General features: G+C 60.7%; 24 protein-coding genes and 4 pseudogenes. 9 read left to right on the top strand and 19 right to left on the bottom strand.

Annotation, left to right across the window (positions count from 1 at the left end):
- Positions 1 to 177: pseudogene (locus AACY52_RS25975) on the bottom strand (ribonucleotide-diphosphate reductase subunit beta); the annotation flags it as partial.
- Between the two features lie 783 nt (positions 178 to 960).
- Between AACY52_RS25975 and AACY52_RS25970 the strand changes: the two are divergent.
- A complete protein-coding gene (locus tag AACY52_RS25970; RefSeq protein WP_339437094.1) occupies positions 961 to 2,370 on the top strand; it encodes a M10 family metallopeptidase C-terminal domain-containing protein in 1,410 nt (469 codons plus the stop codon).
- Position 2,371: 1 nt separating this feature from the next.
- On the opposite strand, the pseudogene AACY52_RS25965 reads toward AACY52_RS25970, so the two are convergent.
- From AACY52_RS25965 to AACY52_RS25950, 4 genes and pseudogenes are all read right to left on the bottom strand, one after another.
- Positions 2,372 to 2,815 (bottom strand): annotated as a pseudogene (locus tag AACY52_RS25965) (PLP-dependent aminotransferase family protein); the annotation flags it as partial.
- Positions 2,816 to 2,957: 142 nt separating this feature from the next.
- A complete protein-coding gene (locus tag AACY52_RS25960; protein ID WP_339418900.1) occupies positions 2,958 to 3,377 on the bottom strand; it encodes a hypothetical protein in 420 nt (139 codons plus the stop codon).
- A gap of 2 nt (positions 3,378 to 3,379) precedes the next feature.
- Positions 3,380 to 5,452: pseudogene (locus AACY52_RS32370) on the bottom strand (RHS repeat domain-containing protein); the annotation flags it as partial.
- Positions 5,453 to 6,717: 1,265 nt separating this feature from the next.
- A complete protein-coding gene (locus AACY52_RS25950) occupies positions 6,718 to 7,041 on the bottom strand; it encodes a hypothetical protein (RefSeq protein WP_339419127.1) in 324 nt (107 codons plus the stop codon).
- Here AACY52_RS25950 and AACY52_RS25945 point away from each other — a divergent pair.
- A pseudogene (locus AACY52_RS25945) lies at positions 7,016 to 7,311 on the top strand (MFS transporter); the annotation flags it as partial. The gene AACY52_RS25950 and the pseudogene AACY52_RS25945 sit on opposite strands and share 26 nt — an antisense overlap.
- Before the next feature lie 76 nt (positions 7,312 to 7,387).
- On the top strand, positions 7,388 to 8,254 hold the full coding sequence (locus AACY52_RS25940) for a pirin family protein (RefSeq protein WP_339418901.1): 867 nt from the start codon (positions 7,388 to 7,390) through the stop codon (positions 8,252 to 8,254).
- A gap of 133 nt (positions 8,255 to 8,387) precedes the next feature.
- Here the strand turns inward: AACY52_RS25940 and AACY52_RS25935 are convergent, their stop codons facing one another.
- The 8 genes from AACY52_RS25935 to AACY52_RS25900 form a co-directional block, all read right to left on the bottom strand.
- Complete coding sequence (locus AACY52_RS25935; protein ID WP_339439275.1) at positions 8,388 to 9,158, bottom strand: SDR family NAD(P)-dependent oxidoreductase; 771 nt, start codon at positions 9,156 to 9,158, stop codon at positions 8,388 to 8,390.
- A gap of 29 nt (positions 9,159 to 9,187) precedes the next feature.
- Complete coding sequence (gene rhaT, locus AACY52_RS25930) at positions 9,188 to 10,246, bottom strand: L-rhamnose/proton symporter RhaT (RefSeq protein WP_339560966.1); 1,059 nt, start codon at positions 10,244 to 10,246, stop codon at positions 9,188 to 9,190.
- Positions 10,247 to 10,286: 40 nt separating this feature from the next.
- The gene (gene rhaM / locus AACY52_RS25925; protein ID WP_339418907.1) at positions 10,287 to 10,607 is read right to left on the bottom strand and encodes an L-rhamnose mutarotase; all 321 of its coding nucleotides are present in this window, start codon (positions 10,605 to 10,607) and stop codon (positions 10,287 to 10,289) included.
- Complete coding sequence (locus tag AACY52_RS25920) at positions 10,607 to 11,488, bottom strand: amidohydrolase family protein (protein ID WP_339428219.1); 882 nt, start codon at positions 11,486 to 11,488, stop codon at positions 10,607 to 10,609. Before AACY52_RS25920 ends, rhaM begins: the two co-directional genes overlap by 1 nt.
- A gap of 70 nt (positions 11,489 to 11,558) precedes the next feature.
- Entirely contained in the window at positions 11,559 to 12,992 is a 1,434-nt protein-coding gene (aldA, locus tag AACY52_RS25915; protein WP_339560965.1) for an aldehyde dehydrogenase, read from the bottom strand.
- An 11-nt stretch (positions 12,993 to 13,003) separates the two neighbouring features.
- On the bottom strand, positions 13,004 to 13,804 hold the full coding sequence (locus AACY52_RS25910; protein WP_339560964.1) for an HpcH/HpaI aldolase/citrate lyase family protein: 801 nt from the start codon (positions 13,802 to 13,804) through the stop codon (positions 13,004 to 13,006).
- 10 nt (positions 13,805 to 13,814) lie between these two features.
- A complete protein-coding gene (rhmD, locus tag AACY52_RS25905; RefSeq protein WP_339418913.1) occupies positions 13,815 to 14,999 on the bottom strand; it encodes an L-rhamnonate dehydratase in 1,185 nt (394 codons plus the stop codon).
- A 16-nt stretch (positions 15,000 to 15,015) separates the two neighbouring features.
- Complete coding sequence (locus AACY52_RS25900) at positions 15,016 to 16,311, bottom strand: MFS transporter (RefSeq protein ID WP_339437093.1); 1,296 nt, start codon at positions 16,309 to 16,311, stop codon at positions 15,016 to 15,018.
- A gap of 116 nt (positions 16,312 to 16,427) precedes the next feature.
- Here AACY52_RS25900 and AACY52_RS25895 point away from each other — a divergent pair, with 116 nt between their 5' ends.
- The 4 genes from AACY52_RS25895 (at position 16,428) to AACY52_RS25880 (ending at position 19,383) form a co-directional block, all read left to right on the top strand.
- Positions 16,428 to 17,369, top strand: coding sequence for a LysR family transcriptional regulator (locus AACY52_RS25895; protein WP_339418917.1), 942 nt, complete (start codon positions 16,428 to 16,430; stop codon positions 17,367 to 17,369).
- Between the two features lie 92 nt (positions 17,370 to 17,461).
- On the top strand, positions 17,462 to 17,980 hold the full coding sequence (locus AACY52_RS25890; protein ID WP_339418918.1) for a sigma-70 family RNA polymerase sigma factor: 519 nt from the start codon (positions 17,462 to 17,464) through the stop codon (positions 17,978 to 17,980).
- Positions 17,977 to 18,885, top strand: a complete 909-nt coding sequence (locus AACY52_RS25885) for a FecR domain-containing protein (protein ID WP_339437092.1) — start codon at positions 17,977 to 17,979, stop codon at positions 18,883 to 18,885. Before AACY52_RS25890 ends, AACY52_RS25885 begins: the two co-directional genes overlap by 4 nt.
- 282 nt (positions 18,886 to 19,167) lie before the next feature.
- A complete protein-coding gene (locus AACY52_RS25880) occupies positions 19,168 to 19,383 on the top strand; it encodes a TOBE domain-containing protein (RefSeq protein ID WP_339418922.1) in 216 nt (71 codons plus the stop codon).
- 98 nt (positions 19,384 to 19,481) lie between these two features.
- Here AACY52_RS25880 and AACY52_RS25875 read toward each other — a convergent pair whose 3' ends face one another.
- The 4 genes from AACY52_RS25875 to AACY52_RS25860 are packed head-to-tail and all read right to left on the bottom strand — an operon-like array spanning position 19,482 to position 22,192.
- Positions 19,482 to 20,633: a PatB family C-S lyase gene (locus tag AACY52_RS25875; protein WP_339437091.1), complete on the bottom strand. Its 1,152-nt coding sequence runs from the start codon at positions 20,631 to 20,633 to the stop codon at positions 19,482 to 19,484.
- Positions 20,634 to 20,692: 59 nt separating this feature from the next.
- Positions 20,693 to 21,286: an NAD(P)H-dependent oxidoreductase gene (locus AACY52_RS25870; RefSeq protein ID WP_339418926.1), complete on the bottom strand. Its 594-nt coding sequence runs from the start codon at positions 21,284 to 21,286 to the stop codon at positions 20,693 to 20,695.
- Positions 21,283 to 21,723 (bottom strand): GNAT family N-acetyltransferase, encoded by a 441-nt coding sequence (locus AACY52_RS25865; RefSeq protein ID WP_339418927.1) that lies wholly within the window; start codon positions 21,721 to 21,723, stop codon positions 21,283 to 21,285. Before AACY52_RS25865 ends, AACY52_RS25870 begins: the two co-directional genes overlap by 4 nt.
- Complete coding sequence (locus AACY52_RS25860; protein WP_339418928.1) at positions 21,716 to 22,192, bottom strand: carboxymuconolactone decarboxylase family protein; 477 nt, start codon at positions 22,190 to 22,192, stop codon at positions 21,716 to 21,718. Before AACY52_RS25860 ends, AACY52_RS25865 begins: the two co-directional genes overlap by 8 nt.
- 130 nt (positions 22,193 to 22,322) lie before the next feature.
- Between AACY52_RS25860 and AACY52_RS25855 the strand changes: the two genes are divergently transcribed.
- Both AACY52_RS25855 and ggt read left to right on the top strand, forming a co-directional pair.
- Positions 22,323 to 23,702, top strand: coding sequence for a PLP-dependent aminotransferase family protein (locus AACY52_RS25855; RefSeq protein ID WP_339560963.1), 1,380 nt, complete (start codon positions 22,323 to 22,325; stop codon positions 23,700 to 23,702).
- A 122-nt stretch (positions 23,703 to 23,824) separates the two neighbouring features.
- Positions 23,825 to 25,549, top strand: coding sequence for a gamma-glutamyltransferase (gene ggt / locus AACY52_RS25850; protein ID WP_339428227.1), 1,725 nt, complete (start codon positions 23,825 to 23,827; stop codon positions 25,547 to 25,549).
- Here ggt and AACY52_RS25845 read toward each other — a convergent pair.
- Positions 25,546 to 26,100, bottom strand: a complete 555-nt coding sequence (locus tag AACY52_RS25845) for an AAA family ATPase (RefSeq protein WP_339531312.1) — start codon at positions 26,098 to 26,100, stop codon at positions 25,546 to 25,548. The two genes, ggt and AACY52_RS25845, sit on opposite strands and share 4 nt — an antisense overlap.
- Entirely contained in the window at positions 26,097 to 26,660 is a 564-nt protein-coding gene (pnuC, locus tag AACY52_RS25840; protein ID WP_339418932.1) for a nicotinamide riboside transporter PnuC, read from the bottom strand. Before pnuC ends, AACY52_RS25845 begins: the two co-directional genes overlap by 4 nt.
- Positions 26,661 to 26,710: the final 50 nt, after the last annotated feature.

Below are 26,710 nucleotides of genomic sequence, written 5' to 3'. Positions count from 1 at the left end.
CTTGGCGCGCACGATGGCGGCGGAGTCATTGGCGGTGACGGCGCGGGCTTCGATGGCGGCGGCAGCGCCGGCACCGTCGAGGCGGTCCATGTTGGCTTCGGTGGCGTGGCCGGCGTTGGCGCCTTTGATCACCGCTGCACCGGTGTCTTCGTTGTCGACTTCATCCCAACTCAGCATCGAAATATTCCTTTCAGATCGGGTTTGACGGCCCTTGGAGCCGCCAAAAAATAAGTAATTTGCAGGCTTCAGGCATTGAAATACTGCGCATAGTGTGGTCGATAAATACCGATACCGCACACTATGTAGTGGTCTGTTCTGTTTGTGGGCACACTATATGGTGTGTGGCTACGATGGTCAACGCGCAAGAGGGCAGCGAATGTCGCAGGGGCCATGGGCGAAATTCACAGCCCCCATGACTTTTAATGGTTGCGGCCGGCTTGCATCAAAAGCAAAAACCGAGGCGGCCTGCTAGCCGACCTGATCGATGAGGCGTACGCGTTTCCCTGTGGGGGCTTGCCTGCGAAGGCATCGACTCGGTGTGCCTGATGAACCTGGGCTTCTGCATCGCCGGCAAGCCAGCTTATACATTCGGACTGAGTAAGGCTTAGAGCGCCCGATTCAACCTCACAAACTGATCTCGATCTGCGCGCACCAGGTGTTCCATCTCGTGCAGGTCGCTCCAGAGTTTGTCGCGGTCGGCGCAGTCTAGCGATTGGCGACGCGGTTGCCTTGTGCCCTTTGTATTGCAGTGTATCGGGCGATAAGGCGCTACACGATGAAGCAAAATTGCGGGTTGGATACTCAGGGGAGCGCCAAGCTTTGCTCGACGTCCTACGCCATCCGGGAATAAAGCGATGGCTTCACTTGACCGGAATCGCTCGAACTTCCAGCTTCAACGCACATCCGGGTGTGTGCCCTGGATCGGAAGATCAGGCTTCATTGCCTGATAAGAGTGCATTCATGACAGTCGTTACTTCACGTGCGAGCAGCACATACCAGATGATTGAACAGTTTCAGCACCGAGATGACCGCGGTGGAGGCATCCAATACAACGGATTACCTTCAAAAACCCCTGAAGAGGCGATCGAGAGACTCTGGCGAGGGAGTGCCGGCTGGCCGGACAAGAATGGGAATGGTCATTATGACGTGACCTATGAATTCCGGGCCTCTGAAGTCAAGGATAAAAAGCCCCGTAAAATAGCTGGGTTCACGCCTGTCTTCGACCTCCAAAAACAACAGGTCCGACGCAGTTTGCGATCTATTTCCGACGTGGCAAACCTCACGTTTACCGAGGGACCGAAAACAGCAACCAGCGAAGGTCATCTGACCATCGGCAATTACACCCATTTGGCCAATAAGGTGGGCCAGCCCTACCCGCAGACTTATTTGCCAAACCCCAAGGACACGCGAAGCGGCGAAGTGTGGTTTGTCGATACAACGGAGGATCAAGCCGTTTCCCATGCCGTTCAAGGCGACGCAGGTCGCTTTACCGTCGTGCATGAGCTGGGCCATGCCTTGGGGCTGAGCCATCCCAGCCGATATGACGCCCGTTCCGGGCCAGCGAAGCCCGGGTATTTCGAGGACTCTGAAAGCCATACCAGCATGAGTTATTTTGGCGTAGGTAGAGGCTATATGGACCATGGCGATACCCGCGCGTCGGCGCCGCAACTGGACGATATCGGTGCCTATCAAAAGAAATACGGCGCCAACTACGAAACCCGCAAAGACGACACCACCTACGGTTTCAACGCCAATACGAACCGGGACTTCTTGAGCCTAAAGACCGACAAAGACAAGATGGTCGCTGCCATCTGGGACGGTGGCGGCAATGACACATTGGACTTTTCCGGCTATCAGCAGGACCAAAAGGTCAGCCTGGAACCAGGGACGTTCTCTGACGTCGGCGAGCTCAAGGGCAATGTCTCGATTGCCTACGGCGCAACCATCGAAAACGCCATCGGCGGCTCGGGCAATGATTTGCTGGTCGGCAACGCAGCGGCCAACACGCTTATGGGAAGGGATGGCGATGACCGCTTATCCGGCGCGGGCGGGGCAGATATCTTGTGGGGCGGCAAAGGCAATGACGTCTTTGTTTATGGGAAGACCAGTGAGTCCACCTGGGCTGCCCCGGACCAGATCATGGATTTCGTCAGCGGTGAGGACCGAGTGGACGTGTCCGGAATCACCACGACACTGGGTGACATGCCGCTGAAGTTCGTCAGTGCATTTTCTGGTGCCAGCGGTGAAGCGATGGTGACCTATGACCCGGCACCTCAGATAAGTACGTTGCGCATCAGCGCCAAGCCCGACGAGCCCGCCTTGGTCCTTATGGTCCACGGAAAATTGAAACAGAGCGACATCGTGAGTTGATTCAACTGACACCTCGCAACCGCGCCTCAAACACCTGCTGCACCCGTGGCTCATCACTGTGGGCCACATTGAAGCGCATCGAGTCGCGGTGCGCCGGGTCATAACCGAGCAGCGCGCCCGGCGCCAGCACCATGCCTTGTTTCAATGCCGCCTGGGTCAGCAACTCGCCATTGATCCCAGGCGGCAGGCGCGCCCAGATAAACATCCCGCCTTCGTAACCCATGGGCAATTCGCAGCCGCAACGCTTGAGCCATTGCTCGACCCGCCCACCGGCCTCGATCAAGCGCAGCACCATGCGCTTGCGGTGCTTGGCGTAGCTGCCTTCGCTGAGCATGCGGTACACGATCTGTTCGAACAGCTCCGAGGTCACGCCGCCGCTCATCAGCTTCATATTGGTCAGGTTGGCCGCCAATTGCGGCGCGGCCACGACGAAGCTGACGCGGGCGCCCTGCGCTGGGCAGCGAAGCAGCCCCAAAACAGCCAATGCCTATTTATCTGAAATACCCATTGCCTGGACTGGGGCCGCTTCGCGGCCCAGCACGAGCAAGCCACAAGCGGCGATGTTGTCTTGGAGAGTGGTGTTGGTTTTACCAAGTTGATGGGTCTTCGAGGCCGGCTTTTTCGAGGTCGTCCTTCCAGACCTCGTTGGCGAGTCGGTAGATGTCGACGAAGAAGCCTCGAGGATCGGCGATTTCGGTTTCGTCCCAAGCCATTTTTGAATACGCCTCTGGATCGTCCTCAAAGTAAGCGTGGAAGTTAAAGTTTTCAGTGTTTAACGCCTGAAGTAAGGTTTCTACTAGTCGGTACCTATGGCGATAGGAAAGCCTGTTGAAAGGATCTAAGCAGTACTCATGTATAAGCGCTTCTCTGTCTTTCTTTTCGTTTGGATTGAGGCGGGCGAGTGCTTTCCCTTTGGTTTCCTCCCTGTCATAAATATCAAAAACGCCTACGAAATAGTTCAAGCTGGCATCGAAAGGTATGTGCTCGGAGGAAGGGTGAAATAGCATTTTTATTCCTTAATTGGGAATAGAGTAAAAGGCGTTCCGCTTTCACGAAATTTCATTTCTGCGCCATTCATTGAAGGGTTGAAAGTTGGATTGTCAGGGTCTTTCTTGTTAGGTCTGTAGCCACGTCCAGCTCCTGGTAATTCTAAGCGCACAATATCGTTTGTCTTGTCGTCAATGTCAGTGTAGCGCGGCAGGCCTCGTTCAACCCGAGACGTAGCCTTTGTCCATGCCTGAAGTTGGAGCTTCCAGCTGTTAAATTGGGAACTTGGGACGCCTTTTTTATTTTGCGGAGTTATATCTGTTATTGGGTCTGTTCCATTGATCGAACGCCTTCTTATCTTGTGACTCTCTACCTCTGGGCCGTGCTTGCCAACCATGTGCATGTCGTACTCTGCTTCGTATTCCAGTACTCGACGTTTCGCATTTGCTTCGGTAAGTTCCTCAGTTCTCTTCTGTCTAGCTGTAAGCTGCGGCCCGGGAGTTTTTGGCTCACCGGAGTTGACTTTAACGGAGTCAAAAGGACTTTGGGCGTTATAGGATGGTTTGCATCCAGCGGTTCTTGGGCAAGAAGTTAATCCCAGAGGATCCACCCAGCCAGTAGGATTGGGCACGTACCGGTACGCATTGATCCCACCCGCCAGCTTCACCGGGTCCGGCGTCAGGTAACGACCAACATCCGGATTGTAGTAGCGATGGCGGTTGTAATGCAGCCCGCTTTCCGGGTCGAAGTATTGGCCTTGAAAGCGCAGCGGGTTGTCGACTTTTCCTATGTCCAGGCGGCTGATTTCGCCGTAGGCGCGGTAGTGCGCAGACCAGACGATTTCTCCGTTGGAGGCGGTGAGTTCCTGTGGGGTGCCGAGGTGGTCGAGTTGGTAGTGGTAGGGCTTGGTGTCTTTTGGGCCGAAGCCTTCCAGCAGCGCCAACGGGCGAAAGCTGTCGGGTTCGTAGAGGTAACTGCGGTGGCGGTCCGCGTGGTGTTCGGCGATGAGTTTGTCGCCTTGCCAGAAGAACTCGGTGGTTAGGCCGTCGATGGTTTTGCTGATGCGGCGGCCGAAGGGGTCGTAGCGGTAGCTGGCCGTTTTTCCATTGGGTTGCGTTATACCGATCAGGCGGTGCTGGCAGTCATAGCGGTATTCGGTGACGAGTTGGTGGCCTTTGCCTCGGCGTTCACGGATCAGATTGCCGAAGGCGTCGTAGTCGTAATGGCGATCACCTTGGATCATCAGACGGTTGCCGGCGACGATGTCCGGGCCGGGGCGGTCTTGCATGAGCAGGTTGCCCGCCGGGTCATGGCCGAAGTGTTCCTGCTCGCCTTGGGAGTGGTCGGCGCGGGTCAGGCGGGCGAGGGGGTCGTAGTGGTAGTGGTGTTCGCCTTTGCGGGTGTCGTTCAGGCGGGTGAGGTTGCCGGCTTTGTCGTAGTCGTAGTGGCGTTGGTAAAGGTGGTGTTCCTGTTGGGTAACGGCGTGGGCGTGCAGGCGTTGCTGGTCGTCGTAGTGGTAGTGGCTGATTAGGTGGCCTTGTTGGCGTTGGTGTTCCTGGCCGGCTTTGAATAAGTGTGAGGTCAGGACCGCACCATTCAGTTCAACTGTGGAAAGGTGTCCGCCTTTGTCGTGGTTGAAGGTGAGGCGGTTGTTATCCGGCAGGCGCAGTTTTTGAAGTTGGCCGCAGGCGTCGTAGCCATAGCGCAGAGTGCCCCAGCCTTGGTGTTCGGCGGCGAGGCGGTGTTGCGGATCGTATTCGTAGGCCAAGGCCCAGTGGCCGTCGTCGACGCTGAGGAGGTTGCCTTGGCGGTCGTAGGCGTAATCGACGATGTTACCGTCGGGCAGGGTTTTTCTGACGAGGCGTCCGGCATGGTCGCGCTCGTAGCGGGTGACTAGCTGACTGCCATCGTCGCCATATTCGGTCTTTTCTTGCAGGTTGCCGTTGAGGTCGTAAACGTAAGCCGTGCGCTGCCCGTCAAATCCGATTTCCTGTTGGATCAGGCCGTTGCTGTGGTACTGGAGCCGTTAGGTTTCGCCGACTTCGTTTTCGATCTCGGTCAGCAGTAGCCTGGCGTTGTCGTAACGCTGTTCCACCTTGTCCCTAACCATCGGCACCGGATTGGAAACCACCTGATCCCCAACCTTCAGCGGCACATCCGGAATCACCCTGATCGGCGTCGCCGGCCCCCCCAGCAGAATCGGTTTGGCCGCTTCGATATGCGGCTCCAACCGAGGCCCCACCAGTTGATCCGCCAACATCTCAAGCAACTTGCGCGCTCTACCCGACTTGATTTGACTCAGCACCTGCACACCCAGGCGCACGGCCACACCCATGGCGCCCGCGACCCTCAACAGCAGCAGATTGATCAACACTTCGCCGGTGATTTCCCCCATCACCTCGTTCATCTCTGGTGGCGGCAACATCCGTACCCAGCTGGAGGTCGCCGCCAGATAGATGAACAACAGCGGTTCATCACTGAGTACGAGCAAACCCTTGGCAATTGATTCACTGCCCAGTTTCAGCAGCTCATCAAGCTCGGCCTCAGAGACGTATTGAAGCAACTTTTCGCTGTTAGGCTTGATGTCTGCCAGTAGGTCGTACAGCTGTGTGATGTTGTGCCACAGGCTGTAAAGCGCCTTGCCCATCCCATGTAGAAATGCCTTCTCCAGCATCCTGCGCTGATCAAGCGGGTTAGCGTCTGTGTAGTCCTTCCACTGGGCTTGGAAGGTGCTTTTCCACTCGTTGCGCAGGCGAACGTCCAATGCATCAATCACCGCCTGATAAGACGCATACAGCGCCCTGACGTGATCTTTGGAAACGTTTGGATAGAAGCAGACCCGGTACTGCTGGTTGCGATCACACTCGTTGATTTCGAGAATGCCGCTTGGGCCAATCGTTTTGTGGAGCGGTTCGCCCAGTGGGCCGCCGTTGGGATCGACGCGTTGCAGCATCACCGGCGTGTTGCCGATGGGCACGAATTGCGTGCTTTGAAACATGTGCACCAGGGTTAACGTGCCGTTGGCCTGGCAGGTGGCGGTGGTGGCACTGGGATAAAGAGAACGGTTGATCGGCGCGACCAGCGCCACCTCATCCCCGACCTTGAATACCTGCTCGATATCCAGCGCGGAAAAGCTCCAGACGCTCGACGCCCAGTCATCAAACGTGTTCAGGCATTCACGGAAATCGCGAAAGACGGCCTCGACATCGACCGTCTTCACATCCATTGGCGTCAGGGCCAGCCTGCCAATGGCCGGGTTCAAGAAACAGCTCCAACAACAGAAAAGTCCATCTGCAATCCCTCGCACTGTGTATTCAGGCGAGGGACTTTGCGGACCTTTTCAGGGGTGGGGAGTAGAGCTTATCCGGCAGTTATGTGGGGAATTTCGGCAGCTTTCGTCTTCTCTCGCCCCTGCACCAAACCGAACGGCTGGTTGAACAGCAGCAAAGTCGGCACCGCACCGATCAAACCCAGCGGCGAGGTAGCGAAGACCATGAACATCACGCCGAATGAACGCACCTGAAACATGATCACGCCGAGCATCACTGCCGGGTCGCCCTGGTGGCGAATGCGGTAGCGGGGCGGGTCTTCATAGCCACGGCTTAGGGTGGCCATATCGGCGATGCGCAACACGCGGTCATTGACCTCCAGCGGTACGGGCTTGAGCCACCTTGAATACGGCATCAATGTCGGCCTGATCGTGTCGATGCTGATCGTGGGTTCCACCGACACCCGGCGCAACATCATGCGTCTGGGGCCGCAGCGGGTTTGGCTGCTGGCTTGATGGGGTTTGCGCAGATGTTCGGTGCGACCTGCAGCGGGGTGTTGTTGAGCCAATTGCGCGATGGCAGTGCCGCGCCGATGATCATTATCCAGGCCTGCTTTGCGGTGGCGGCATTCATCGCGTTTCACCTGCTGCGACAGCGCCAGGCCAAGGGATTGTCCTATACATAGGACGAATAAGGTCGCTTTTGCCGGCTAGTCCTCAAGCGTTGGCAGACTTATGGTGTCTTCACTTTGGAGGCACACCATGAAAAAACTTATCGGCATCTACACCAGCCCCCGCGCCCATTGGGTTGGCGACGGCTTTCCGGTGCGCACGCTGTTTTCCTACGACACTATGGGCAAGCACATCAGTCCATTCCTGTTGCTGGACCACGCCGGCCCGGCTGATTTCACCCCGACTGAACAACGTCGCGGCGTCGGCCAACACCCTCATCGCGGTTTTGAAACCGTGACTATCGTCTACGACGGTGAGGTCGAACACCGCGATTCCACCGGCGCCGGCGGCAAAATCGGCCCGGGCGATGTGCAATGGATGACCGCCGCCAAAGGCATTCTCCACGAGGAGTTCCACTCCGAAGCCTTCGCCCGCAGCGGCGGGGCGCTGGAGATGGTGCAACTGTGGGTCAACCTGCCGGCCAAGGACAAAATGGCCGACGCCGGTTATCAGACTATCGTCGACGGCGACATCCCGGTATTGCCACTGGCCAACGACGCCGGGCAACTGCGTCTGATTGCCGGTGAATTCGCCGGCAGCCATGGCCCGGCCCGCACCTTCACGCCGATAGACGTGTGGGACGTGCGCCTCAACGCCGGCAAGCCAGTCACCCTGGACCTGCATGAAGGACGCAACACCGCACTGGTAATCCTGCGCGGCACGGTGCTGGTCAATGGCAAGGAGGTTGCGCGCCACGGGCAATTGGCGTTGTTCGAGCGCGATGGCAGCCAACTCACCCTGGAGGCCAGCGACGACGCCAAGGTTTTGCTGCTGAGTGGCGAGCCTATCGACGAGCCGATCGTGGGCCATGGGCCATTTGTGATGAATACCGAGCAAGAGATTCATCAGGCGTTTGCTGATTTCCACGCGGGCAAGTTCGGGCAGATGCACGCTTAGGGAGCGACCACAGTTCTAATGTGCGGGCTTGCTCGCGAATGCGGTGGTTCAGGCATGAATCTGGTGACTGACACACTGCATTCGCGAGCAAGCCCGCCCCCACATTGGAACTGTGGTCTTTGGAAGAGACGGGTTACTGCAAGTTAACGAACAGCCCGCCATCCACCAGCAACGACGCGCCGGTCACATAGCGTGCCATGTCCGAGGCCAGGAAGACGATCGGCCCCGCCACATCATCCGGCTCGCCGAGTCGACCCAGCGGCGTGCGCGAGGTCATGTAGGCGAGTTTTTCCTCATCCGCGAGATCCTCCTTGTTGATGTCGGTGGCGATGGTCCCCGGCAGTACCGAGTTGCAGCGAATGCCATGAGGCCCCAGGGCAATCGCACAGGACTGCATCAGCGAATGCAGCCCAGCCTTGGTCGGCGTGTAGTGGGTTTGCATGCCACCGCCGACCAGGGCGCTGATCGAGCTGACGGCAATGATCGCGCCGCCGCGCCCCTGGTTTTTCATCTGGTTGGCCGCCGCCTGTACGGCGAAGTAGGCGCCGTTGAGGTTGGTGTTGACGGTTTTCAGGTACACCTCGCGGGGCATGTCGAGGAACGAGTGGAACGGGCAGATGCCGGCGTTATTGACGAACACGTCGACGCTGCCGAAGGCCTTGACTGCGCCCGCCACCAGTTTGTCGCCGGTGTCCGGGTCCGCAGCGTCGCCGCCCACTTCGATGGCTTCACCCCCAAACGCCTGTATCTCTTCAATCAACGAATAGGCCGCTTCCGTGCCTTGACCACTGCCGCTGTGGCCGATGACCACACGGGCACCTTGGCGTGCACATTCACGGGCGGCGGCGCGGCCGATGCCACGGGAGGCGCCGGTGATGATCACGGTTTTGTCTGCAAGCAACATAAAAACACTCCTTCAAAAATGGGGTGGCGTCAGCCGAGGTAATTGCCGTAGCCGACCATGGCAATCGCGCCGAGGATCACCGCGATACCCGCTACCAAAACGCCCTTGTTGGCGACGCTGGTGCCGTGCCATTCGCGGAAATACAAGCCCCAGCAGTTGGACACGATGATGATGAACGACATGTGCAGTACCCAGGAGCTGGCGTCGTTCTGCAGGCGGCTTTCGCCCATGCCGTAGAAGAAAAACTGCAAGAACCACAGGGTGCCGGCGATGGCCACTAACAAGTAGTTGCCCAGCAACGGGGTGCTACGGTCGGTGTAGTTATGAAAGGTACGGTTGCGCCAGTTCAGCCACAGGCACCAGATGCCGTTCGTGGTCAGTCCGCCCCACATGATCACCATAAAGGTCACGTTGTTCTGGAACAGGCTGTTGGCGCCGTGCTCTACCGCTGCGGCGGCCAGCGGGCGGCCGGCAGAAATGCCGTAGCTGAAACACGCACTCAGCACCCCGGAAATCACCGCCACCAGCATGCCCTTGCCCAGCGCGAACTCGCTGACACTGGCGAACTTCACCGCCTGCGACACTTCGCGTTCCTTGATCAGCCCGGCCTTGCCGCACACCGCAATACCCACCAACGACACCGCCACGCCCCACAACACCCAATGCCCACCTTGAGAGGCCAGCATCGAGGTCAGCGTGCCTTCGGTTTCAGTGGTGAACAGGTCGCGGTACAGCGCCGGCATCAAGGCGCCGAGGGCCGAGGTGAGGCCCATGATCAGCGACATGCCGAGGGACAAGCCGAGGTAGCGCATGCTCAAGCCGAACGTCAGCCCGCCGATGCCCCACAACACGCCGAACAGGTAGGTCCAGAGCAGGGTGCTGGTGTCGGCGTTGCGCAGGATTTCCACCCAGCCGGGCACCGTCAGTTGCGCCGCGATCAGCGGCACGATCAGCCAGGACACCAGGCCGCCGGTGATCCAATAACTTTCCCAGGCCCAGCCGCGGACCTTCTTGTAAGGGATGTAGAAACTGCCGGAAGCGAAGCCGCCGATGAAGTGCAGAATCACACCAAGGAGAATGATTTCCACGTCGTCGAATCCTTTTTATTGTTGTTGTGGGTCAGTTGGATCAGGGGCGCGTCAGTTTGAACATCGGCAGCAGGTCGACACTGACCGGCGAGGCATCCGCATGGCTGTGCATGATGTCTTGCATGTAGTTCCACCAGCGTTGCATCAGTGCGGTGCCAGGCAGTTCATCCAAACCATGGGCGTCTTCGTGGGTCAGCGTGGCGAACAGTGCGTTGGCGGGCTCATCGAGGAAAATCCGATAATCCACCACGCCGGCCTCCAGCAGCGCCTGGGCGAGTTCCGGCCAGATCTCATCGTGACGTCGGCGGTACTCGGCGGCCTGGCCCGGGTTGAGGTTCATGCGAAAGGCACGTGTCTGCATCACTGCGCTCCAGGGTGAGGGGCGGGGCTGTAGACCCGTACCGCGTTGTGCACGAAGAACTTGGCTTGCACGGTCTCGGATTTGTCGGCCATGCAGCGTTTGACGAGCCCGAGGGTGGTGGCGAAATCTGCCAGATGATCACTGTTGGGCCAGTCGCTGCCGAAGAAGCAACGGTCTTCGCCAAAGGCTTCCCAGAGCACGGCCAGGCGGTCGTTGTAGAACGCTGTGTCGGTGATCACGCCGTGCGGCCCGAGCTGGGGGATTTCTGCCAGTTTGGCGAACACATTCGGGCGCTCTGCCAGGCGCAACAGGTCCGCGTGATACGCCGCTTCTTCACCCGCCGGCACCTGGGCATTAGGCAGGTGATCGACGACAATGCGCAGCGCTGGCAGGGCATCGCTCAACGTCAGCAGGCCCTTGATCAGGCGCGGGTTCGGGTTGGCGCTGTCCAGGCTGCGGCCCGTGGCGGCGAGCTGGCGCAGGCCGTCGATAAACCCTGGGCGTGTCTGGTCCAGCAACAGGTCGCGGTCCCACAGGTTGCCGTAGCGCAGGCCAAGGAACAGCGGCTCATCCGCGAGGGCATCAAGGTCGGCGGCAAAGCGTGCGTGCAGCGGGTCCAGGTTGCCCACAAAGCCGAGCATGCGCGGATCGCTGCGCAGGGTGTCGAGCAGCCAGCGGTTATCGTCGCGCCAGGGGCTGGCTTCCACGGCAATTGCGCCGACCACGTTGTGTGGCTCGGCCAGGGCCCAGTAATCCGCTGGCAGGTGCGCGGCATACAACCGGTTGCCCGGCTCGGGCCATGGAATGCCCTGGGGCCGACGCGGGTCGAACAGGTGCAAATGGCTGTCGATGATCGGGCCGCTATAGTCGGTCAGGGGCATGACGCTGTCCTTATCAGAAGCAAATTCGAAGGGGCCAGCACGCTAGCGTGCCTGGCCCGGTTTAACCCGCTCAGCTCTGCAGGTACACCACGTGCGTGTGGGTGTACTCGTAAAGGCCGTGCTTGCCGTCGGCGCCGCCGATGCCGGATTTGCGCACGCCGGCGTGGAAACCTTGCATGGCCTCGAAGTTCTCGCGGTTGACGTAGGTTTCGCCAAAGTCGATCTCGCGCACCGCGTGCATGGCCTTGCCCAGGTTGCGGGTGTAGATCGACGAGGTCAGGCCGTAATCGCAGTCATTGGCCAGTGCGATGGCTTCGTCGAGGTCGTCGACAATCTGGATCGGCAGTACCGGGCCGAAGATCTCTTCGCGCATGATCTCCATGTCGGCGCGGCACCCGGCCAATACCGTCGGCTCGAAGTGAAAACCCGCCCCCAGGTCGGCGATCTGCCCGCCACTGACCAAGCTCGCGCCCTGGCTCAACGCGGTGCGCACCTTGCGGTTGACGCTGTCCAGGCCCTGGCGATTGATCAGCGGGCCCATTTCCACGTCTGCCCTGGCGATGGAGTCGCCGTAGCGGGTGGCGGACATGGCTGCGCTGATGCGCTCGATGAATTGATCAGCGACCTTGCGCTCCACGTACACGCGCTCGGCGCAGTTGCACACTTGGCCGGTGTTGATGATGCGCGAGTCACGGATGGCTTTCACCGCCAGGTCCAGGTCGGCGTCCGCCAGCACGATGGCCGGGGCCTTGCCGCCCAGTTCCAGGTTGAGCTTGGTGATGTTCGGGGCGGCGGCGGTCATGATCCGCGCACCGGTGGCCACGCTACCGGTGAAGCTGATCATGTCTACGCCCTTGTGCGCCGTGAGTGCGCCGCCGACCTGGCCGTCGCCGCAGACCACGTTGAACACACCGGCGGGCAGGTCGGTCTCGGCGACGAGCTTGGCGAATTCAAAGCAGTTGTTCGGGGTTTCTTCGCTGGGCTTGATCACGATGGTGTTGCCGGTAAGCAGTGCCGGCGCCATTTTGCGCGCGATCAAGAAGAACGGAAAATTCCACGGCAGGATGCCGGCCACCACGCCCAACGGCTTGCGGAACAGGAAGATATTTTCGTTCTGGCGGTCGCTGGTGATGATCTCGCCTTCGATGCGCCGCGCCCACTCGGCCATGTAGTCGAGGTAATCGGCGGTGAAGTTCACTTCCACCTCCGCCAAGCCACTGACTTTGCCTTGTTCCAGGGTAATGGTGCGCGCCAGGTGCGCAACGTTCTCACGCAGTTTGGCGGCGATGCGCCGCAGGTGCCCGGCGCGTTCAATGGCGGGTTTACGCGCCCAGGCCTTTTGCGCCTGGCGCGCGGCGGCCAGGGCCTGGTCGACATCGGCAGCGGTGGACGCCGGCACCTTGGACAGCAGCGCGCCAGTGGCCGGGTTGAGCACGTCAATGTGCGCTTCGCTGGGGGTGAAGCGGCCGTTGATGAAGTTCTGGTAAACGGGAACGGATGGCATGGGCAGGTTCCTCAGTAAGTGCGCGAAGGCGCTTGTGTGTCGGCAGCTGGGCGATAGCGGGCGAGGGTGGCCAGGGCGCTCTGGCGCAGCAGGCTGATGTCGATGGCCACTGCGATAAAGCGGCAGCCCCAGGCTTGGTAGCGGCGTGCGTCGTCTTCGTTGGGCGCCAGGATACCGCTGACCTTGCCGGCGGCGAGGGTGGCGTCGATGGCGTGTTTGATGCGCTCCTGCACCTCGGGGTGGCGGGGGTTGCCGGCATGGCCGAGGCCGATGGACAAGTCGGCGGGGCCGATGAACACCGCGTCAACACCTTCCACGGCGGCGATCGCAGCGACGTTTTCCACGCCAAGGCGCGATTCCACCTGCACGATCAGGCACAGCTGTTCATGGGCGGTGTTCAGGTAGTTGTCCACGCCGTCCCAGCGTGTGGCGCGGGTCAAACCGCCGCCGACGCCACGAATACCATGGGGCGGATAACGCATGGCACGCACCAGGGCCTGGGCCTGCTCGGCGGTTTCGACCATGGGGATCATCAAGGTCTGGGCGCCGACGTCGAGCAGTTGCTTGATCAGGCTGGCGTCACCGTTGACGGCACGCACCACGGGCGCCGTGGTGTACGGCGCGACCGTCTGCAACTGGTTGAGCACACTGGGCACAGTGTTGGGCGCATGTTCACCGTCGATCAGCATCCAGTCGTAACCCAGGCTGGCGACGATCTCGGCGGCGTAGCCGGTGGCGAAACCGGCCCAGATGCCATAGTGGGTGGCGTCCTTGGCGAGGGCGGCCTTGAAGCCATTGCGGGGCATGTGCATGGCGCTTTCCTCAGCGGTTGTAGGGACGGTGCAGTTGGCAATCGGGGTTCAGGTCCACGCCGAAGCCGGGCTTGTCCAGTACCGACAAGCGCATGCGGCCATTCACCGGCACCGGTTCGCCCAACAATTGCGGGTGGAACATCGGCACCACTTCATCCGCCTTGGGCGCCATCATCAGGAACTCGGCGAATGGGCTGTTATGGCGGGTGGCGACAAAGTGGTAGCTGTACACCGACGAACCGTGTGGCACGACCATTGCGTTATGCGCGTCGGCCAGCGCCGAGATTTTCACCAGCTCAGTGAGGCCGCCACACCAGCCGACGTCGGGCTGGATGATGTCGCAGCAGCCCATCTCCAGCAGCATGCGAAAGCCCCAGCGGGTGGCTTCGTGTTCGCCGGTGGTGACCAACATGCCTTTGGGCACGTTATTGCGCAGGGCCGCATAGCCCCAGTAGTCGTCAGGGGACAGTGCTTCTTCGATCCACTTCAAGCCATGTTCATGGGCGCCAATCGCCAGCTTGGTGGCGTAGTTAACATCCAGGCTCATCCAGCAGTCGAGCATCAGCCAGAAGTCCGGGCCGACCCGTTCGCGCATGGCCGCCAGGGCTTCGAGGTTCTTGCGCAGGCCGTCTTCGCCTTCGCTGGGGCTGTGATGCAGGGGCATCTTGCCACCGATAAAGCCCATCTTCTGCGCGAGGTCCGGGCGCGCGCCGGTGGCGTAGAACTGCAACTCGTCACGCACCGCGCCACCGAGCAATTGGTGCACCGGTTCCTGACGGATTTTGCCGAGCAAGTCCCACAGCGCCAGGTCGACGCCGGAAATCGTGTTGATCACCAGGCCCTTGCGGCCGTAATACAGGGTGGACTGGTACATCTGGTCCCAGATTTTCTCGATGTCGGTGACGCGGGCGCCTTCGATGAAGCGCGCCAAGTGTTTCTCGACGATGTAGGCGGCCGGTTCACCGCCGGTGGTCACCGCGAAACCAACGGTGCCGTCACTGGCTTCGATTTCCACCACCAGGGTGCCGAGTACGTTGATGCCGAAGCTGCGGCGACTCTGGCGGTACTCGGGGTACTTGCTCATTGGGGTGGAAATATGGTCGTCGATCCAGTGCCCATCGGCCTGGTCGTGGTAATCGGCGCCGCCGCCTCGCAGTACAAAGGCGCGGACGTGTTTGATGGTGAGATGACCCATGGTGTGACTCCTGGCGTTAAACAGTGGCCGGCGTTTTCGACGCGGTGCGGCCGGGTGAATGGATGCCCAGCACCAGCAATGCAGCCAGTACCGTGGTGGCGGACAGCAGGTACAAACCGGCTGCTGGGGAATTGAAGGCGCCTTCAGCCCAGTGCTTGATCACCGGGGCGATAAAACCACCGAGGGCACCGAAGGAATTGATCAGCGCAATGCCGGCTGCGGCGGCGCTGCCGGCCAGGTAGCTGGAGGGGAAGGTCCAGAACACCGGTTGCACCGCGATAAAACCGGAGGCGGCGAAACACAGCGCGAGCATGCCCAGCAGCGGGTTGGCGAAGGTCACCGAGCAAGCGATGCCGGCGGCGGCCATCAGCAGGGTCAGGCACGCGGTCTGCCGGCGCAGGCCGGTACGGTCGCAATAGCTGGGGATCCACCAGGCGGCGAACAACGCGAACAGCCAAGGGATGGCCGAGACCAGCCCGACCATCAACCCCACCTTGGTGCCGAGCAGGCCGCCGACCTGGGTCGGCAGGTAAAACACGACGCCGTACACGCTGGCCTGGATCAGCAGGTACACCAGGCACAGGTACAGCACCGAGGGTTGGCACAGTACGGTCAGCAGGCTGCGGCCGTGGGAGGTTTTGTGTTGGTCTTCGCTGTCCAGCAGGCTTTGGATCTGCTGGCGTTCATCCATGGTCAGCCACGTGGCATCGGCGGGGCGATTGTCCAGGTACCAGTACGCCCAGATGCCCACTGCCGTTGCCATCAGGCCTTCGACCGCGAACAGCCATTGCCAGCCGTGAATCCCAGCGAGGCCGTCCATTTCCAGCAGCAGACCGGACAACGGGCTGCCGAAGATGAAGGCCAAAGGCGCGCCAAAGTAGAAGAAGCCCATGGCCTTGCCGCGCACGGCCTGTGGGAACCAGTAGGTGAGGTAGAGGATCACGCCGGGGAAGAATCCGGCTTCGGCCACACCGAGTAAAAAGCGCAGCACATAAAAGCTGGTTTCGTTATGGGCAAATACCATGGCCGCGGAAACCAGGCCCCAACTGACCATGATGCGGCACATCCACAGACGGGCGCCGACACGGTGCAGGATCAGGTTGCTCGGTACTTCCAGCAGCGCATAGCCAACGAAGAACACACCCGCGCCAAATGCGAAGGCGGCGTCGCTCAAACCGGTGTCGGCTTGAAAGGCTTGTTTGGCAAACCCGACGTTGGCGCGGTCGAGAAAGGCCATGATGTACATCAACAGCAGGAAAGGCAGCAGCCGCCAGGAAATCTTGGCGAGCAGGGGCGTAGGCAGGGTTTTCATAGTGGCGTCCGATGTTTTGTTCTTATGGGACGGACTGTACGGCGGGCGATCAATGCGCTACAAATCGAATCTCGCTTACAACTGATAACCTCAGGGTATCGATATAAAGGAAGTTGATGAGTAGTCCGCCGATCTCCCGCAGCCTATTTAACCGCCTGCGCTACAAGCACTTGCATATGCTCGTAGCGCTGAGTTCCAGCCAGAACCTGCACCGTGCGTCCCAGGCGCTGAACATGTCGCAGCCGGCCGCCACGCGCATGCTGCGTGAGATCGAGGATATGTTTGCCTGCGACCTTTTCGAGCGTTTGCCCAGGGGCATGCGTCCGACGGCGCTGGGCCAGGAGTTGATCCGCTTTGCCGAATCAGCCTTGAGCGGGCTGGACCGTTGCGCCGAAGACTTGATGGCTCGCCAGCAGGGCGGCTATGGCTACCTGTCGATCGGCACCATCATGGGCGCCGCACCGGACTTGGTGATGGACTCCATCGCGCAGATCAAAACGCTAAACCCGCAACTGCGTATCCGCATCATGGGTGACACCAGCGACCAGGTGATCCAACTGCTTGAGCAGGGTCGCATCGACCTGGCGATCACGCGGCGCAACGCCGCCACTGACAGCGAGCATTACAGTTTCGAACCCCTGGGCAACGAACGCTTGCTGGTGGTGGTGCATGCGGGCCATCCCCTGGCTCAGCGCGAACACGTGCCCTTGGAGGAATTGGTGCACGACTGGCCGTGGATCCTGCAACCGCAAACCAGCCCGGCGCGTATCGGCTTCGACCAGGCGCTGCAGGACCTGGCGCTGCCGAGCCCAGCGGACATCATCGAATGCAGCTCGGTGTACTCCATGCAGCAGTTGATCCAACTGACCGACGCGGTGATGGTGCTGTCAGAAAGCGCGCTGCGTGATTACCTGAAGATGGGTTTGGTGGTGGCGTTGCCGGTAGCCCTGGAGGTACGGCTTGCGCCGTTTGGCATGTTATTGCGCAAAGGCGAGGGGGTGAGCCGGGAATTGGGGTGGTTTATCGACTTGCTGCGGCAGAAGGCCGCCATGCTTTAAACGCATTGTTGAAAAGGGCATGGTGTGTCAGTGCGATATTAAATAGAATGAATCTCATTTGAGACTCACTCGCGCCGCGCAGGTCGCTAGCCATGAATGATGCTGTTGTACCGACCCACGCCCCCGAACTGACCTTGTCGAGCCTGTACCGTGACCACCGCAGTTGGCTCGAAAGCTGGCTGCGCCGGCGCCTGGGCAATGCCTGGGATGCCGCGGACCTGAGCCAGGATACGTTTTTGCGGGTGCTCGCCAGCGCCCAGCCGATTGCGCAGATGCAGGAGCCGCGGGCGTACCTGGTGACCGTCGGCAAGCGCCTGCTGGTGAATTTTCATCAGCGGCGCAGCCTTGAACAGGCTTATCTGACTGCCTTGGCGAACCTGCCGGAAGAATGCGTGCCTTCCCCCGAGCAGCGTTGGTTGGTGTTGGAGACGCTGCAAGCCTTGGATGAATTGCTCGACGGCTTGCCGGTGCTGGTCCGCCGCGCCTTCCTCTGGAGCCAACTGGAAGGCCTGGGCTACCGGGAAATTGCCGAGCGCCTCGACGTGTCCGAGCGCACGGTGAAACGTTATATGGCCCAAGCCTACGAGCACTGCCTGCTGGTGGACCTGTGAGCCGCGACGTCGCCCGCGCCGCCGCCCATTGGTTGGCTCTGCTCGAATCCGGCGCGGCCACCGAGCGTGACCACGCCGCGTTGCAGCGCTGGCGTGACAGCCATCCCCAACACGAACAGACCTGGCAGAAAGCCCAAACCCTACGCCAGCGTTTCAGCGACTTGCCCCAGGCCCTGGCGATGGCCAGCCTCGACCGCCCACAACCGGGGCGACGCGCTGTGCTCAAGCGTGCCTTGGGGATCGCGGCATTGGTGCCGACTGCCTGGTTGGTCAGCCGCCAATTGCCCATCGAGGCATGGCGCGCCGACCTGCATACCGCCACTGGTGAGCGCAAACGCCTGCCATTGGCCGACGGCGGCAGCTTGCAACTCAATACCGCGACGGCAGTGAACATGGACCTCGCGCAGCACCGCATCACCTTGGTGGACGGTGAGTTGGCGCTGAATGTGCCTGGCGCGACGGCGATGACCGTGCACACCCGATACGGCGAATTGAGGGTCAGCCAGGCCGAAGTGTGTGTGCGGCAACTGGCCGCTGGCTGTCGGGTGTCGGTGCTCAAGGGCTTGGTTCACGTGCGCGACCTGAACGGGCAAGTGACGACCTTGCAGGCGGGCCAGCAAGCCCCCCTGAACGCCAGCGGGCTGGCCGCCTGGGCGCCGTTTGATGTGTCGCAGTTGGGCTGGCGCGCGGGTGTGTTGACGGCGCAGAACCAACCGTTGGGGGATTTTCTGCGGGAGTTGGAGCGCTATCGCCCAGGGGTGTTGCGCTGGGATTCACGCCTGGAGCGTATGCGGGTGACAGGCAGTTTTCGCTTGGACGACACGGACCGAATCCTCAACCTGTTGGCCTCAACGCTGGGGGTCGAGGTGCAGGCGCGGACGCGCTATTGGGTCACACTGAGTTAAGTGTGGGAGCCGTTTCAATTCAATCACATGGGCGCGTTGCAGCTCGCTCAAGCACAGCGGCTTCAGCTGCGCAGCACCGGATCACGCCGATTCGTTGGCGCTCGGCAGATGCTTCGCAGGTTGACAAATTCTTGAAGCGCTGTTGGCAGGGCAACAATTCACATATTCCTTAATGATATAAATAAATAGTTATATATTCTTTTTGATGTGGTCGGTATTGGCGCATTTTGAGGGCCTGCGCATACGTGCGGATTGACCCAACAGCCAAAAAGGAAAGTCGACATGACCATTAAAGCGATCAACGTGCGCAACCAGTTCAAGGGCGTGATCAAGGACATTCTGCTGGGGGACGTGGTGTCGGAAATCGACGTGCAAACGGCGTCCGGTATTGTCACTTCGGTGATCACTACCCGTTCGGTACGTGATCTGGAGTTGAAAGTGGGCAGTGAAGTGATTGCCTTTGTGAAGTCCACCGAAGTGTCCATCGCCAAGCTGTGACGATCCCGTGTCGTCGCCGGCTGGCGGGGCGCCTGAGATCAAGATCAAAAGCAGAGCAGAGCAAAAGCTGAGCCCATTACGGCTCAGCTTAGGGTGAGTCAGGCCTGGCGTTGGCGCAGTACCCGTTCCATACGTTGCAAACCCTCTTCCAGCATCGACCGTGGGCAGCCGAAGTTCAGGCGCACGAATTGCTGGCTGTCGTCACCGAACTCGATCCCAGCGCTCAAGCCCACCTTGGCCTGTTCCAGGAAGAACTGTTGCGGGTCATCCAGGCCAAGCGCGCTGCAATCCAGCCAGGCCAAGTAGGTGCCTTGCGGTGCATGCATCACCACACCGGGCAGGCGGGTTTGCACGGCCTTGAGCAGGTAGTCACGGTTGGCTTGCAGGTACTGCACCAGCGCGTCGAGCCAGTCGCCGCATTGGCTGTAGGCCGCACGAGTGGCTTCCAGACCGAGGGGGCTGACGCTGTCGACCATGCCGCAACGGGCCGCGTTGAAGCGCTCGCGGATTTCGGCGTTCTGGACCACCGCAAAGCAGGTCTTCAAACCCGCCACGTTATAGGCCTTGCTGGCCGACATCAGGGTGATGGTGCGCTGGGCGATCTCATCGCTGAGGCTGGCGGTGGGGATATGGCGGCGGCCGTCAAAGCACAGCTCGGCGTGGATTTCATCGGAGATGATCAGCGCGCCGTTTGCCAGGCAGGCGTTGGCCACGGCGAGCAGTTCTTCGCGCGGGAAGACTTTGCCAATGGGGTTGTGCGGGTTGCTCAGCAGCAGTGCACCCGCGCCGGCCAGCGCATCGTGCAAGGCTGGCAGTGGCGTGAAGTATTCACCGTCGATCAGCTCGAAGGGGACTTCGATGCGCGGCAGGTTCCAGTGTCCTGGGGCCAGGCGGATCGGCCGATAGTTCGGGGTTTGCAGCACCACTGGCTGGCCCGGCTGGACAAACGCGTGCAGCGCCATGTTGAAACCCGGTTCGACGCCGGGCAGGAACAGCAGCTCATCCGGTTGTACGCGCCAAGCGTATTTGGCCCACAGGTCGGCGACGATCGCCTCGCGCACATCCGGGCCGGCGACGCTGTAGCCGAGGACCTGCTGGTCGAGGCGTGCATGCAGCGCCTGCAGCACGGCGGGGGGCGCGGCGATGTCCATGTCGGCGATCCACATCGGCAAAACGTCCTGCGGGTAGCGGCTCCACTTGGTGCTGCCGGTGCCGATGCGGGGGTGGATCGTGTCGAAATCAAAGCTCATGGGGGGCTCGTATCAGGGAGTCAGGCGCAAGAATGGCGCTGATTCTAGCGCCATTATTTTTATAGGCCAGAGCTGATTGCCACCGACAGTCGCTGATGAGCCTGCTCCAGCGCGCGGTTGACCGCTTCTGCGCCGCGCACCATGGCCGGTAAATACACGAAATCGACTGACTGAATGCCCACGGTAGACAGGATCGCGGTCATGTACGGCGTGAAAAAGTCCGGCTCATGGCCCTTGCGGGCGTTACCCGAACTGACCAGCACAAAGGTGCGTCGGTCCTTCAGTAAGCCGACTTTTTCAAACTGCTCATTCAGCGTAAAGCTGCGTTGGATGCGCACCACTTGGTCGATCCAGGCCTTGAGCGCCGCCGGCACGGTGAAGTTATGCACCGGCGCGCAGAGGATCAGCAGGCCGCAGGCTTCGAGTTCCACGATCAACTGTTCCGACAGCCCCGTCGCGCTGGCGCTGAGTCCGCCCGGAGTGGTCAGCGCGTTAGCGTATTCACGGGTCAAGGGCGGCAGTGCCTGGCTGCCATAATCGCGTTCGGTCACCTGCGCGCCCGGCATCAGGTCGCGTAACAGTGCGCGGGCCAGTTTGAAGGTCTGCGCGGCTTTGCCGTGGGGGCTGAAACTGAGGAGCAGGGCGTGAGTCATTGGCTCAAATCCTGGGAAAAGTGCATGCCCAGGGGCAGCAGGCCCTGGCGGAAATAGAAGCGCTGGGCCATGGCCATGTGCATGCCGGTGTCCAGCACCAGCCAGCGATAGCCACGCGCGCGGGTTTCCTCACGCACGCGATCCAGCAGGCGTTCACCCAGCCGGCGACGCTGCAATGAGGCGTCTATCACTAGGTCATCCACGTATATAAAGCGGCCATACAGGGTGTTTTCGGTCAACCGGTAGCCGGCCAGGCCAATCACCTGGCCGTTTTCGCGTGCGGCCAGCAGGCGATAGCCGTTTTGCCGTTGGCGCTGGATTTGCGCGGCAAAGGCCGTTGCGTCGGTGAGGTGCGGGCGCAGCTGTTGCATCACTACGAAGCAGGCGATGAAATCGGCCTGGGTTTCCATCTGTACGCATTCGACGTGTTCATTCATGGCCTTGGTTCTCAACGTGCGCCTTGATCGCTGCCGGCACTTTGCGGAAGCTGATCGCAACGCGGTTAAGCGCGTTCATCAACGAAATGGCCAGGGTCAGGTCGGCGATTTCCTTCTCACTGAACGCCGCCGCGACCTCTGTGTAATCTGCATCCGGTACTTGGGTTTGCGCCACGGGGGTGACCACTTCGGCCCAGGCCAGCGCGGCACGTTCACGCGGGGTAAAGAGCGGGAGCCCCTCGCGCCAGGCAGCCAGCAGCATGATTTTTTCCAGGCTCACGCCCTGTTTGAGCAAGTCGCGGGAGTGGCTGTCCAAGCAATAGGCGCAGCCATTGAGTTGCGAGACCCGCAGGTACACTAAGTCGATCAGTTCTTTCTCCAGGCCGCAGCCATGGATGTAGCTGTGCACCGTGCCCAGGGCTCTGTAGCCGACAGGGGCGGCCTGGGCGTAATCGAGGCGGTGTTTCATGGGCATTCCTTTGTTCGGTCAGGGATGCGCCATTGTCGTGGGGGTGAACGGGGGCCGACAGGGGCATGATTGGACAAGTGGGTTGGGACATGATCAGACTTCGGCCTGTCTTTGCGTCGAGCCACTTGCGATGTCGTCACTACCCAAATACCAGGAAATCTACCGGCGCTTTCGCCAGGCCATCGACCAGGGCCAATTGCGCCCCGGTGAGCGCGTGCCGTCGGTGCGGGCGCTGGCCCAGGAGCTCAAGGTGGCGCGCGGTACGGTGGAGGCGGCGTATCAGCTATTGGTCAGCGAGGGCTTCTTTGAGGCGCGCGGGCAAGCGGGAACGGTGATCGCCGAGGCGTTGCCGCCGAAGTCGGTGAAGCCAATGCCGGCCTCGTTGCCAGGCACTTCAGGTCCACGTCCGCTGCAGATGGGCTTGCCTGCTTTGGATGCGTTCCCGCGCAAGCTGTGGGCGCGGTTGGTCACCCAGCAAGTGCGCCGCACCGACGCCGACAGCCTGGCGATGGGTGACGTACGTGGCACCCAGGCGCTGCGTGTGGCGATCGCCAGCTACCTGGCGTTGTATCGGGGCGTGGAGTGCTCGCCGCAGCAGGTATTTGTGTGTGCCGGGTATGCGGGGTGCCTGACGTTGGTGTGCGACACGCTGGCGATGGCGGGGCAACGCTGTTGGTTTGAAGACCCTGGGTATTTGCATGCGCGGCAATTGTTGATGCGTCACGGTGTGGAGCTGGTGCCGGTGCCGGTGGATCGCGATGGCCTGGATGTCGAGCAAGGCATTGCGCGCGAACGCGAGGCACGATTGGCGATTGTTACCCCGGCGCATCAGAGCCCGTTGGGTGTGGCGTTGAGCCCGGCGCGTCGGCAGGCCTTGCTGGAGTGGGCGCGGGCGCAAGGCAGTTGGGTGGTAGAGGATGACTACGACAGTGAGTTTCGCTATCGCGGCCAGCCGCTGGCAGCGCTCAAGAGCCAGGATGTGGATGACCGGGTGATCTATGCCGGGAGCTTCAGCAAAATGCTGTTCCCGGGCTTGCGGTTGGGGTATCTGGTGGTGCCCGTGTCGTTGGTCGAGGTGTTTGAACGGGGTGCCCATGCGTTGCAGCAGCGCAGCGCGCAGTTGTTGCAGCTGACGGCGGCGGATTTTCTGGAGCAGGGGCATTTCACCCGGCATCTGAAGAAAATGCGGCAGTTGTATGCGCAGCGTCGGGGGTATTGGGTGGCGGCGTTGCGGGTGCATTGCGCGGCGTTTTTGCGGGTAGATGAGCAGGCGGGCGGGATTAACCTCTTGGCTCGGTTGGTGGTGGATGTACCGGATCGGGTTGTGGCTGAGGCGGCTGATCGTGCAGGGTTGGCAGTTCAAGCGTTGTCATCGTGGACGCTCGAGGTGGGGTGGGGGCAGGGGTTGATGATGGGATTTACCAATGTTGCGACGGCTCAGCAAGCGAAAGACTTGGCGCTGGTTCTGCGCAGCATTCTCGCCGAACGTACCGGCCTGAGCGAGCGATAGAACATGGGCTTTTTCAGGCCGGTTCTGTGACCGACAGGTTCTGTAATAAAAACGCCATTGCGCTGGGGATTAAATCCGCAACGGGCTATTTTGGTGCATCTCAATAACCAGAGTAGCCATGGATGAAATACCAACCCTTCAGCCGTACCTTGATTGTCACCGCCCTGGTGTTGACGGTCAGTGGTGTGCAAGCCGCGTCCCAGGCCCCGGTGGCCGGTGAAAATGGCATGGTGGTCACGGCCCAGCATTTGGCAACACATGTGGGCGTGGATGTGCTCAAGGCTGGCGGCAACGCGGTCGATGCGGCCGTCGCCGTGGGCTACGCGCTGGCCGTGGTATACCCGGCGGCGGGTAACCTGGGCGGTGGCGGTTTCATGACCGTGCAACTGGCTGACGGGCGCAAGACCTTCCTCGATTTCCGCGAAAAAGCGCCGCTGGCGGCCACCGCCAATATGTACCTGGACAAAGACGGCAACGTCGTCGAAGGCCTCAGCGCCAAGGGCCATCTGGCTGTGGGCGTACCTGGCACTGTCTCGGGCATGGAGCTGGCCCTGAGCAAATACGGCACCCTCAAGCGTGCCCAGGTCATCGCCCCGGCGATCAAACTGGCGGAAAACGGCTTCGCCCTGGAGCAGGGTGATATCGACCTGCTGCATACCGCTACCGGTGAGTTTGAAAAAGACAAGGACATGCGCGCAATCTTCCTGCATAACGGCCAACCGCTGCAGGTGGGTCAGAAACTCGTGCAGAAAGACCTGGCCAAGACCCTCAAGGAAATCTCGGCCAAGGGCAGTGACGGTTTCTATAAAGGTTGGGTTGCCAAGGCACTGGTGGATTCCAGCCAGGCTGGCAAAGGCATCATCACCCAGGCAGACCTCGACAACTACAAAACCCGCGAGCTGGCGCCCATCGAGTGCGACTACCGTGGCTACCATGTCGTTTCGGCACCGCCGCCGAGCTCCGGTGGCGTGGTGATCTGCCAGATCATGAACATCCTCGAAGGCTTCCCGATGGCCGACCTGGGCTATCACTCGGCCCAAGGCCTGCATTACCAGATCGAGGCCATGCGCCACGCGTATGTGGACCGTAACAGCTACCTCGGTGATCCGGATTTCGTAAAGAACCCGATCGAGCACCTGCTGGACAAAAACTACGCGACGAAACTGCGTGACGCGATCGATCCGCAAAAGGCCGGTGATTCCCAGGCGATCAAGCCGGGTGTATCGCCCCATGAAGGCAATAACACCACCCACTATTCCATCGTCGACAAGTGGGGCAACGCGGTGTCGGTTACCTACACCCTCAACGACTGGTTCGGTGCGGGCGTGATGGCGAGCAAGACCGGGGTGATCCTCAACGATGAAATGGACGACTTCACCGTCAAGGTCGGTGTGCCGAACATGTACGGGCTGGTCCAGGGTGAAGCCAACGCCATTGCACCGGGCAAGGCGCCGCTGTCGTCGATGAGCCCGACCATCGTGACCAAGGATGGCAAGACGGTGATGGTAGTGGGTACGCCAGGTGGCAGCCGCATCATCACAGCGACCTTGCTGACGATCCTGAATGTGATCGACTACAAGATGAACATCCAGGAAGCCGTGGACGCACCGCGTTTCCACCAGCAGTGGATGCCTGAGACGACTAACCTGGAGACCTTCGCGGTCAGCCCGGACACCCAGAAGATCCTTGAAAGCTGGGGCCACACGTTTGCAGGCCCGCAGGACGCCAACCACTTGGCGGCGATCCTCGTGGGTGCTCCATCCCTGGGTGGCAAACCGGTGGGGAATAACCGCTTCTATGGCGCGAATGACCCGCGTCGCAACACCGGGCTTTCCTTGGGCTACTAACCACGCCTGCAGTGAGCGGGCTTGCCCCGCTCATACAATAATTCTTCTACGGCCTTGAAGGCCGCGACTCGGCGCTTCTCCCAATTCCCTCTGATCACTACGACTGCCTGCTGATGCTGCTGCATCCACGCCAGGCTATCCTCGAAAAACGCCTGCCGATCCGCCAGTTCCGGTTGGCAGCGTTGGCCGTCGGCGGTCCATTCCACATCATCCGGCGAGAGCAGCAGGTGCAGGTCGTAATGCCGCGCCAGCAGTTCGCTGTCCAGCCACGCCGGGTAGTCGCCGAACAGCGTCTGGCTCCAGAGTCTGTTGGTCAGCAAATGCGTGTCGAGGATCAGCCACTCAGGCTGTTCGGCGCGGGCAGCGTCCTCCCAGGCCAGTTGGCCGCGGGCAATGGCCGGGATATCGGCCAAGGTGGTATCACGTCGATGATGGTCGATGAAATGGCGCACATATTCACCGACCATCAGCCCGCCGAAGTGCGCTTGCAGTTCAGCCGCCAGCCAGCTCTTGCCGCTGGATTCGGGACCCGCCAATACCACCACTTTCATGCGTGCAACGCCGGGTCGGCGCGCCATTCACGCCAGCCTTGCACGGCGATCACAGTGAACAGCGCGTACAGCGCGGCGGTGAGGTACAGGCCTTTGTAGAGGAACAGCCCGACGAAGATCACGTCCACCACAATCCACAACGCCCAGCACTGCACACGTTTCTGCGCCATCCACATTTGCGCCACGAGGCTGAAACCGGTGAGCGCGGCGTCGAGCCAGGGTTGGGCGGCGTCGGTCCAGTGGGCCATGGCGGCGCCGAGCAGCAGGCTGCCGACTGCGCCCACCGTGAGGCTGGCCATGATTGCCAGCCCACCAAGGCGGGTGACCTGGCGCCCTTGCTTGATCTGGCCGGCGCGGGTCCACTGCCACCAGCCGTAGACTTGCAGGGCGGCGTAAACCACCTGTAGCAGCATGTCGGAATAGAGTTTCACATCGTAGAACACCCAGGTGTAAAGCAGCACCATGACCAGCCCGATCGGCCAGCACCAAGGGTTTTGCTTGACCGTCAGCCACACGGCGATCACCCCCAGGGCAGCGGCGAACAGTTCAAGCCCGGACATGGTCGTTCCTTGGGAGAGTGGGAGAGGGCGGGGATTGTAACGAAAGAAGA

Source organism: Pseudomonas sp. EA_65y_Pfl1_P113 (genome assembly GCF_963970525.1).
Lineage (GTDB): Bacteria > Pseudomonadota > Gammaproteobacteria > Pseudomonadales > Pseudomonadaceae > Aquipseudomonas > Aquipseudomonas tritici.
The sequence above is the reverse complement of the archived record's forward strand: the minus strand, read 5'-3'. Positions and strand labels throughout refer to the sequence as shown.

Bases quoted from the DNA above. Each gene is read 5' to 3' on its own strand.
- AACY52_RS25935 (WP_339439275.1), bottom strand. From the start codon at position 9,158: ATGTTGCTTGCAGACAAAACCGTGATCATCACCGGCGCCTCCCGTGGC.
- AACY52_RS25940 (WP_339418901.1), top strand. From the start codon at position 7,388: ATGAAAAAACTTATCGGCATCTACACCAGCCCCCGCGCCCATTGGGTT.
- AACY52_RS25845 (WP_339531312.1), bottom strand. From the start codon at position 26,100: ATGAAAGTGGTGGTATTGGCGGGTCCCGAATCCAGCGGCAAGAGCTGG.
- AACY52_RS25865 (WP_339418927.1), bottom strand. From the start codon at position 21,723: ATGAATGAACACGTCGAATGCGTACAGATGGAAACCCAGGCCGATTTC.
- AACY52_RS25855 (WP_339560963.1), top strand. From the start codon at position 22,323: ATGTCGTCACTACCCAAATACCAGGAAATCTACCGGCGCTTTCGCCAG.
- AACY52_RS25890 (WP_339418918.1), top strand. From the start codon at position 17,462: ATGAATGATGCTGTTGTACCGACCCACGCCCCCGAACTGACCTTGTCG.
- AACY52_RS25970 (WP_339437094.1), top strand. From the start codon at position 961: ATGACAGTCGTTACTTCACGTGCGAGCAGCACATACCAGATGATTGAA.
- AACY52_RS25920 (WP_339428219.1), bottom strand. From the start codon at position 11,488: ATGCCCCTGACCGACTATAGCGGCCCGATCATCGACAGCCATTTGCAC.
- AACY52_RS25950 (WP_339419127.1), bottom strand. From the start codon at position 7,041: ATGCCGTATTCAAGGTGGCTCAAGCCCGTACCGCTGGAGGTCAATGAC.
- AACY52_RS25880 (WP_339418922.1), top strand. From the start codon at position 19,168: ATGACCATTAAAGCGATCAACGTGCGCAACCAGTTCAAGGGCGTGATC.
- aldA (WP_339560965.1), bottom strand. From the start codon at position 12,992: ATGCCATCCGTTCCCGTTTACCAGAACTTCATCAACGGCCGCTTCACC.
- AACY52_RS25910 (WP_339560964.1), bottom strand. From the start codon at position 13,804: ATGCACATGCCCCGCAATGGCTTCAAGGCCGCCCTCGCCAAGGACGCC.
- rhaM (WP_339418907.1), bottom strand. From the start codon at position 10,607: ATGCAGACACGTGCCTTTCGCATGAACCTCAACCCGGGCCAGGCCGCC.
- AACY52_RS25875 (WP_339437091.1), bottom strand. From the start codon at position 20,633: ATGAGCTTTGATTTCGACACGATCCACCCCCGCATCGGCACCGGCAGC.
- rhmD (WP_339418913.1), bottom strand. From the start codon at position 14,999: ATGGGTCATCTCACCATCAAACACGTCCGCGCCTTTGTACTGCGAGGC.
- AACY52_RS25900 (WP_339437093.1), bottom strand. From the start codon at position 16,311: ATGAAAACCCTGCCTACGCCCCTGCTCGCCAAGATTTCCTGGCGGCTG.
- AACY52_RS25960 (WP_339418900.1), bottom strand. From the start codon at position 3,377: ATGCTATTTCACCCTTCCTCCGAGCACATACCTTTCGATGCCAGCTTG.
- AACY52_RS25860 (WP_339418928.1), bottom strand. From the start codon at position 22,192: ATGAAACACCGCCTCGATTACGCCCAGGCCGCCCCTGTCGGCTACAGA.
- AACY52_RS25895 (WP_339418917.1), top strand. From the start codon at position 16,428: ATGAGTAGTCCGCCGATCTCCCGCAGCCTATTTAACCGCCTGCGCTAC.
- pnuC (WP_339418932.1), bottom strand. From the start codon at position 26,660: ATGTCCGGGCTTGAACTGTTCGCCGCTGCCCTGGGGGTGATCGCCGTG.
- AACY52_RS25870 (WP_339418926.1), bottom strand. From the start codon at position 21,286: ATGACTCACGCCCTGCTCCTCAGTTTCAGCCCCCACGGCAAAGCCGCG.
- ggt (WP_339428227.1), top strand. From the start codon at position 23,825: ATGAAATACCAACCCTTCAGCCGTACCTTGATTGTCACCGCCCTGGTG.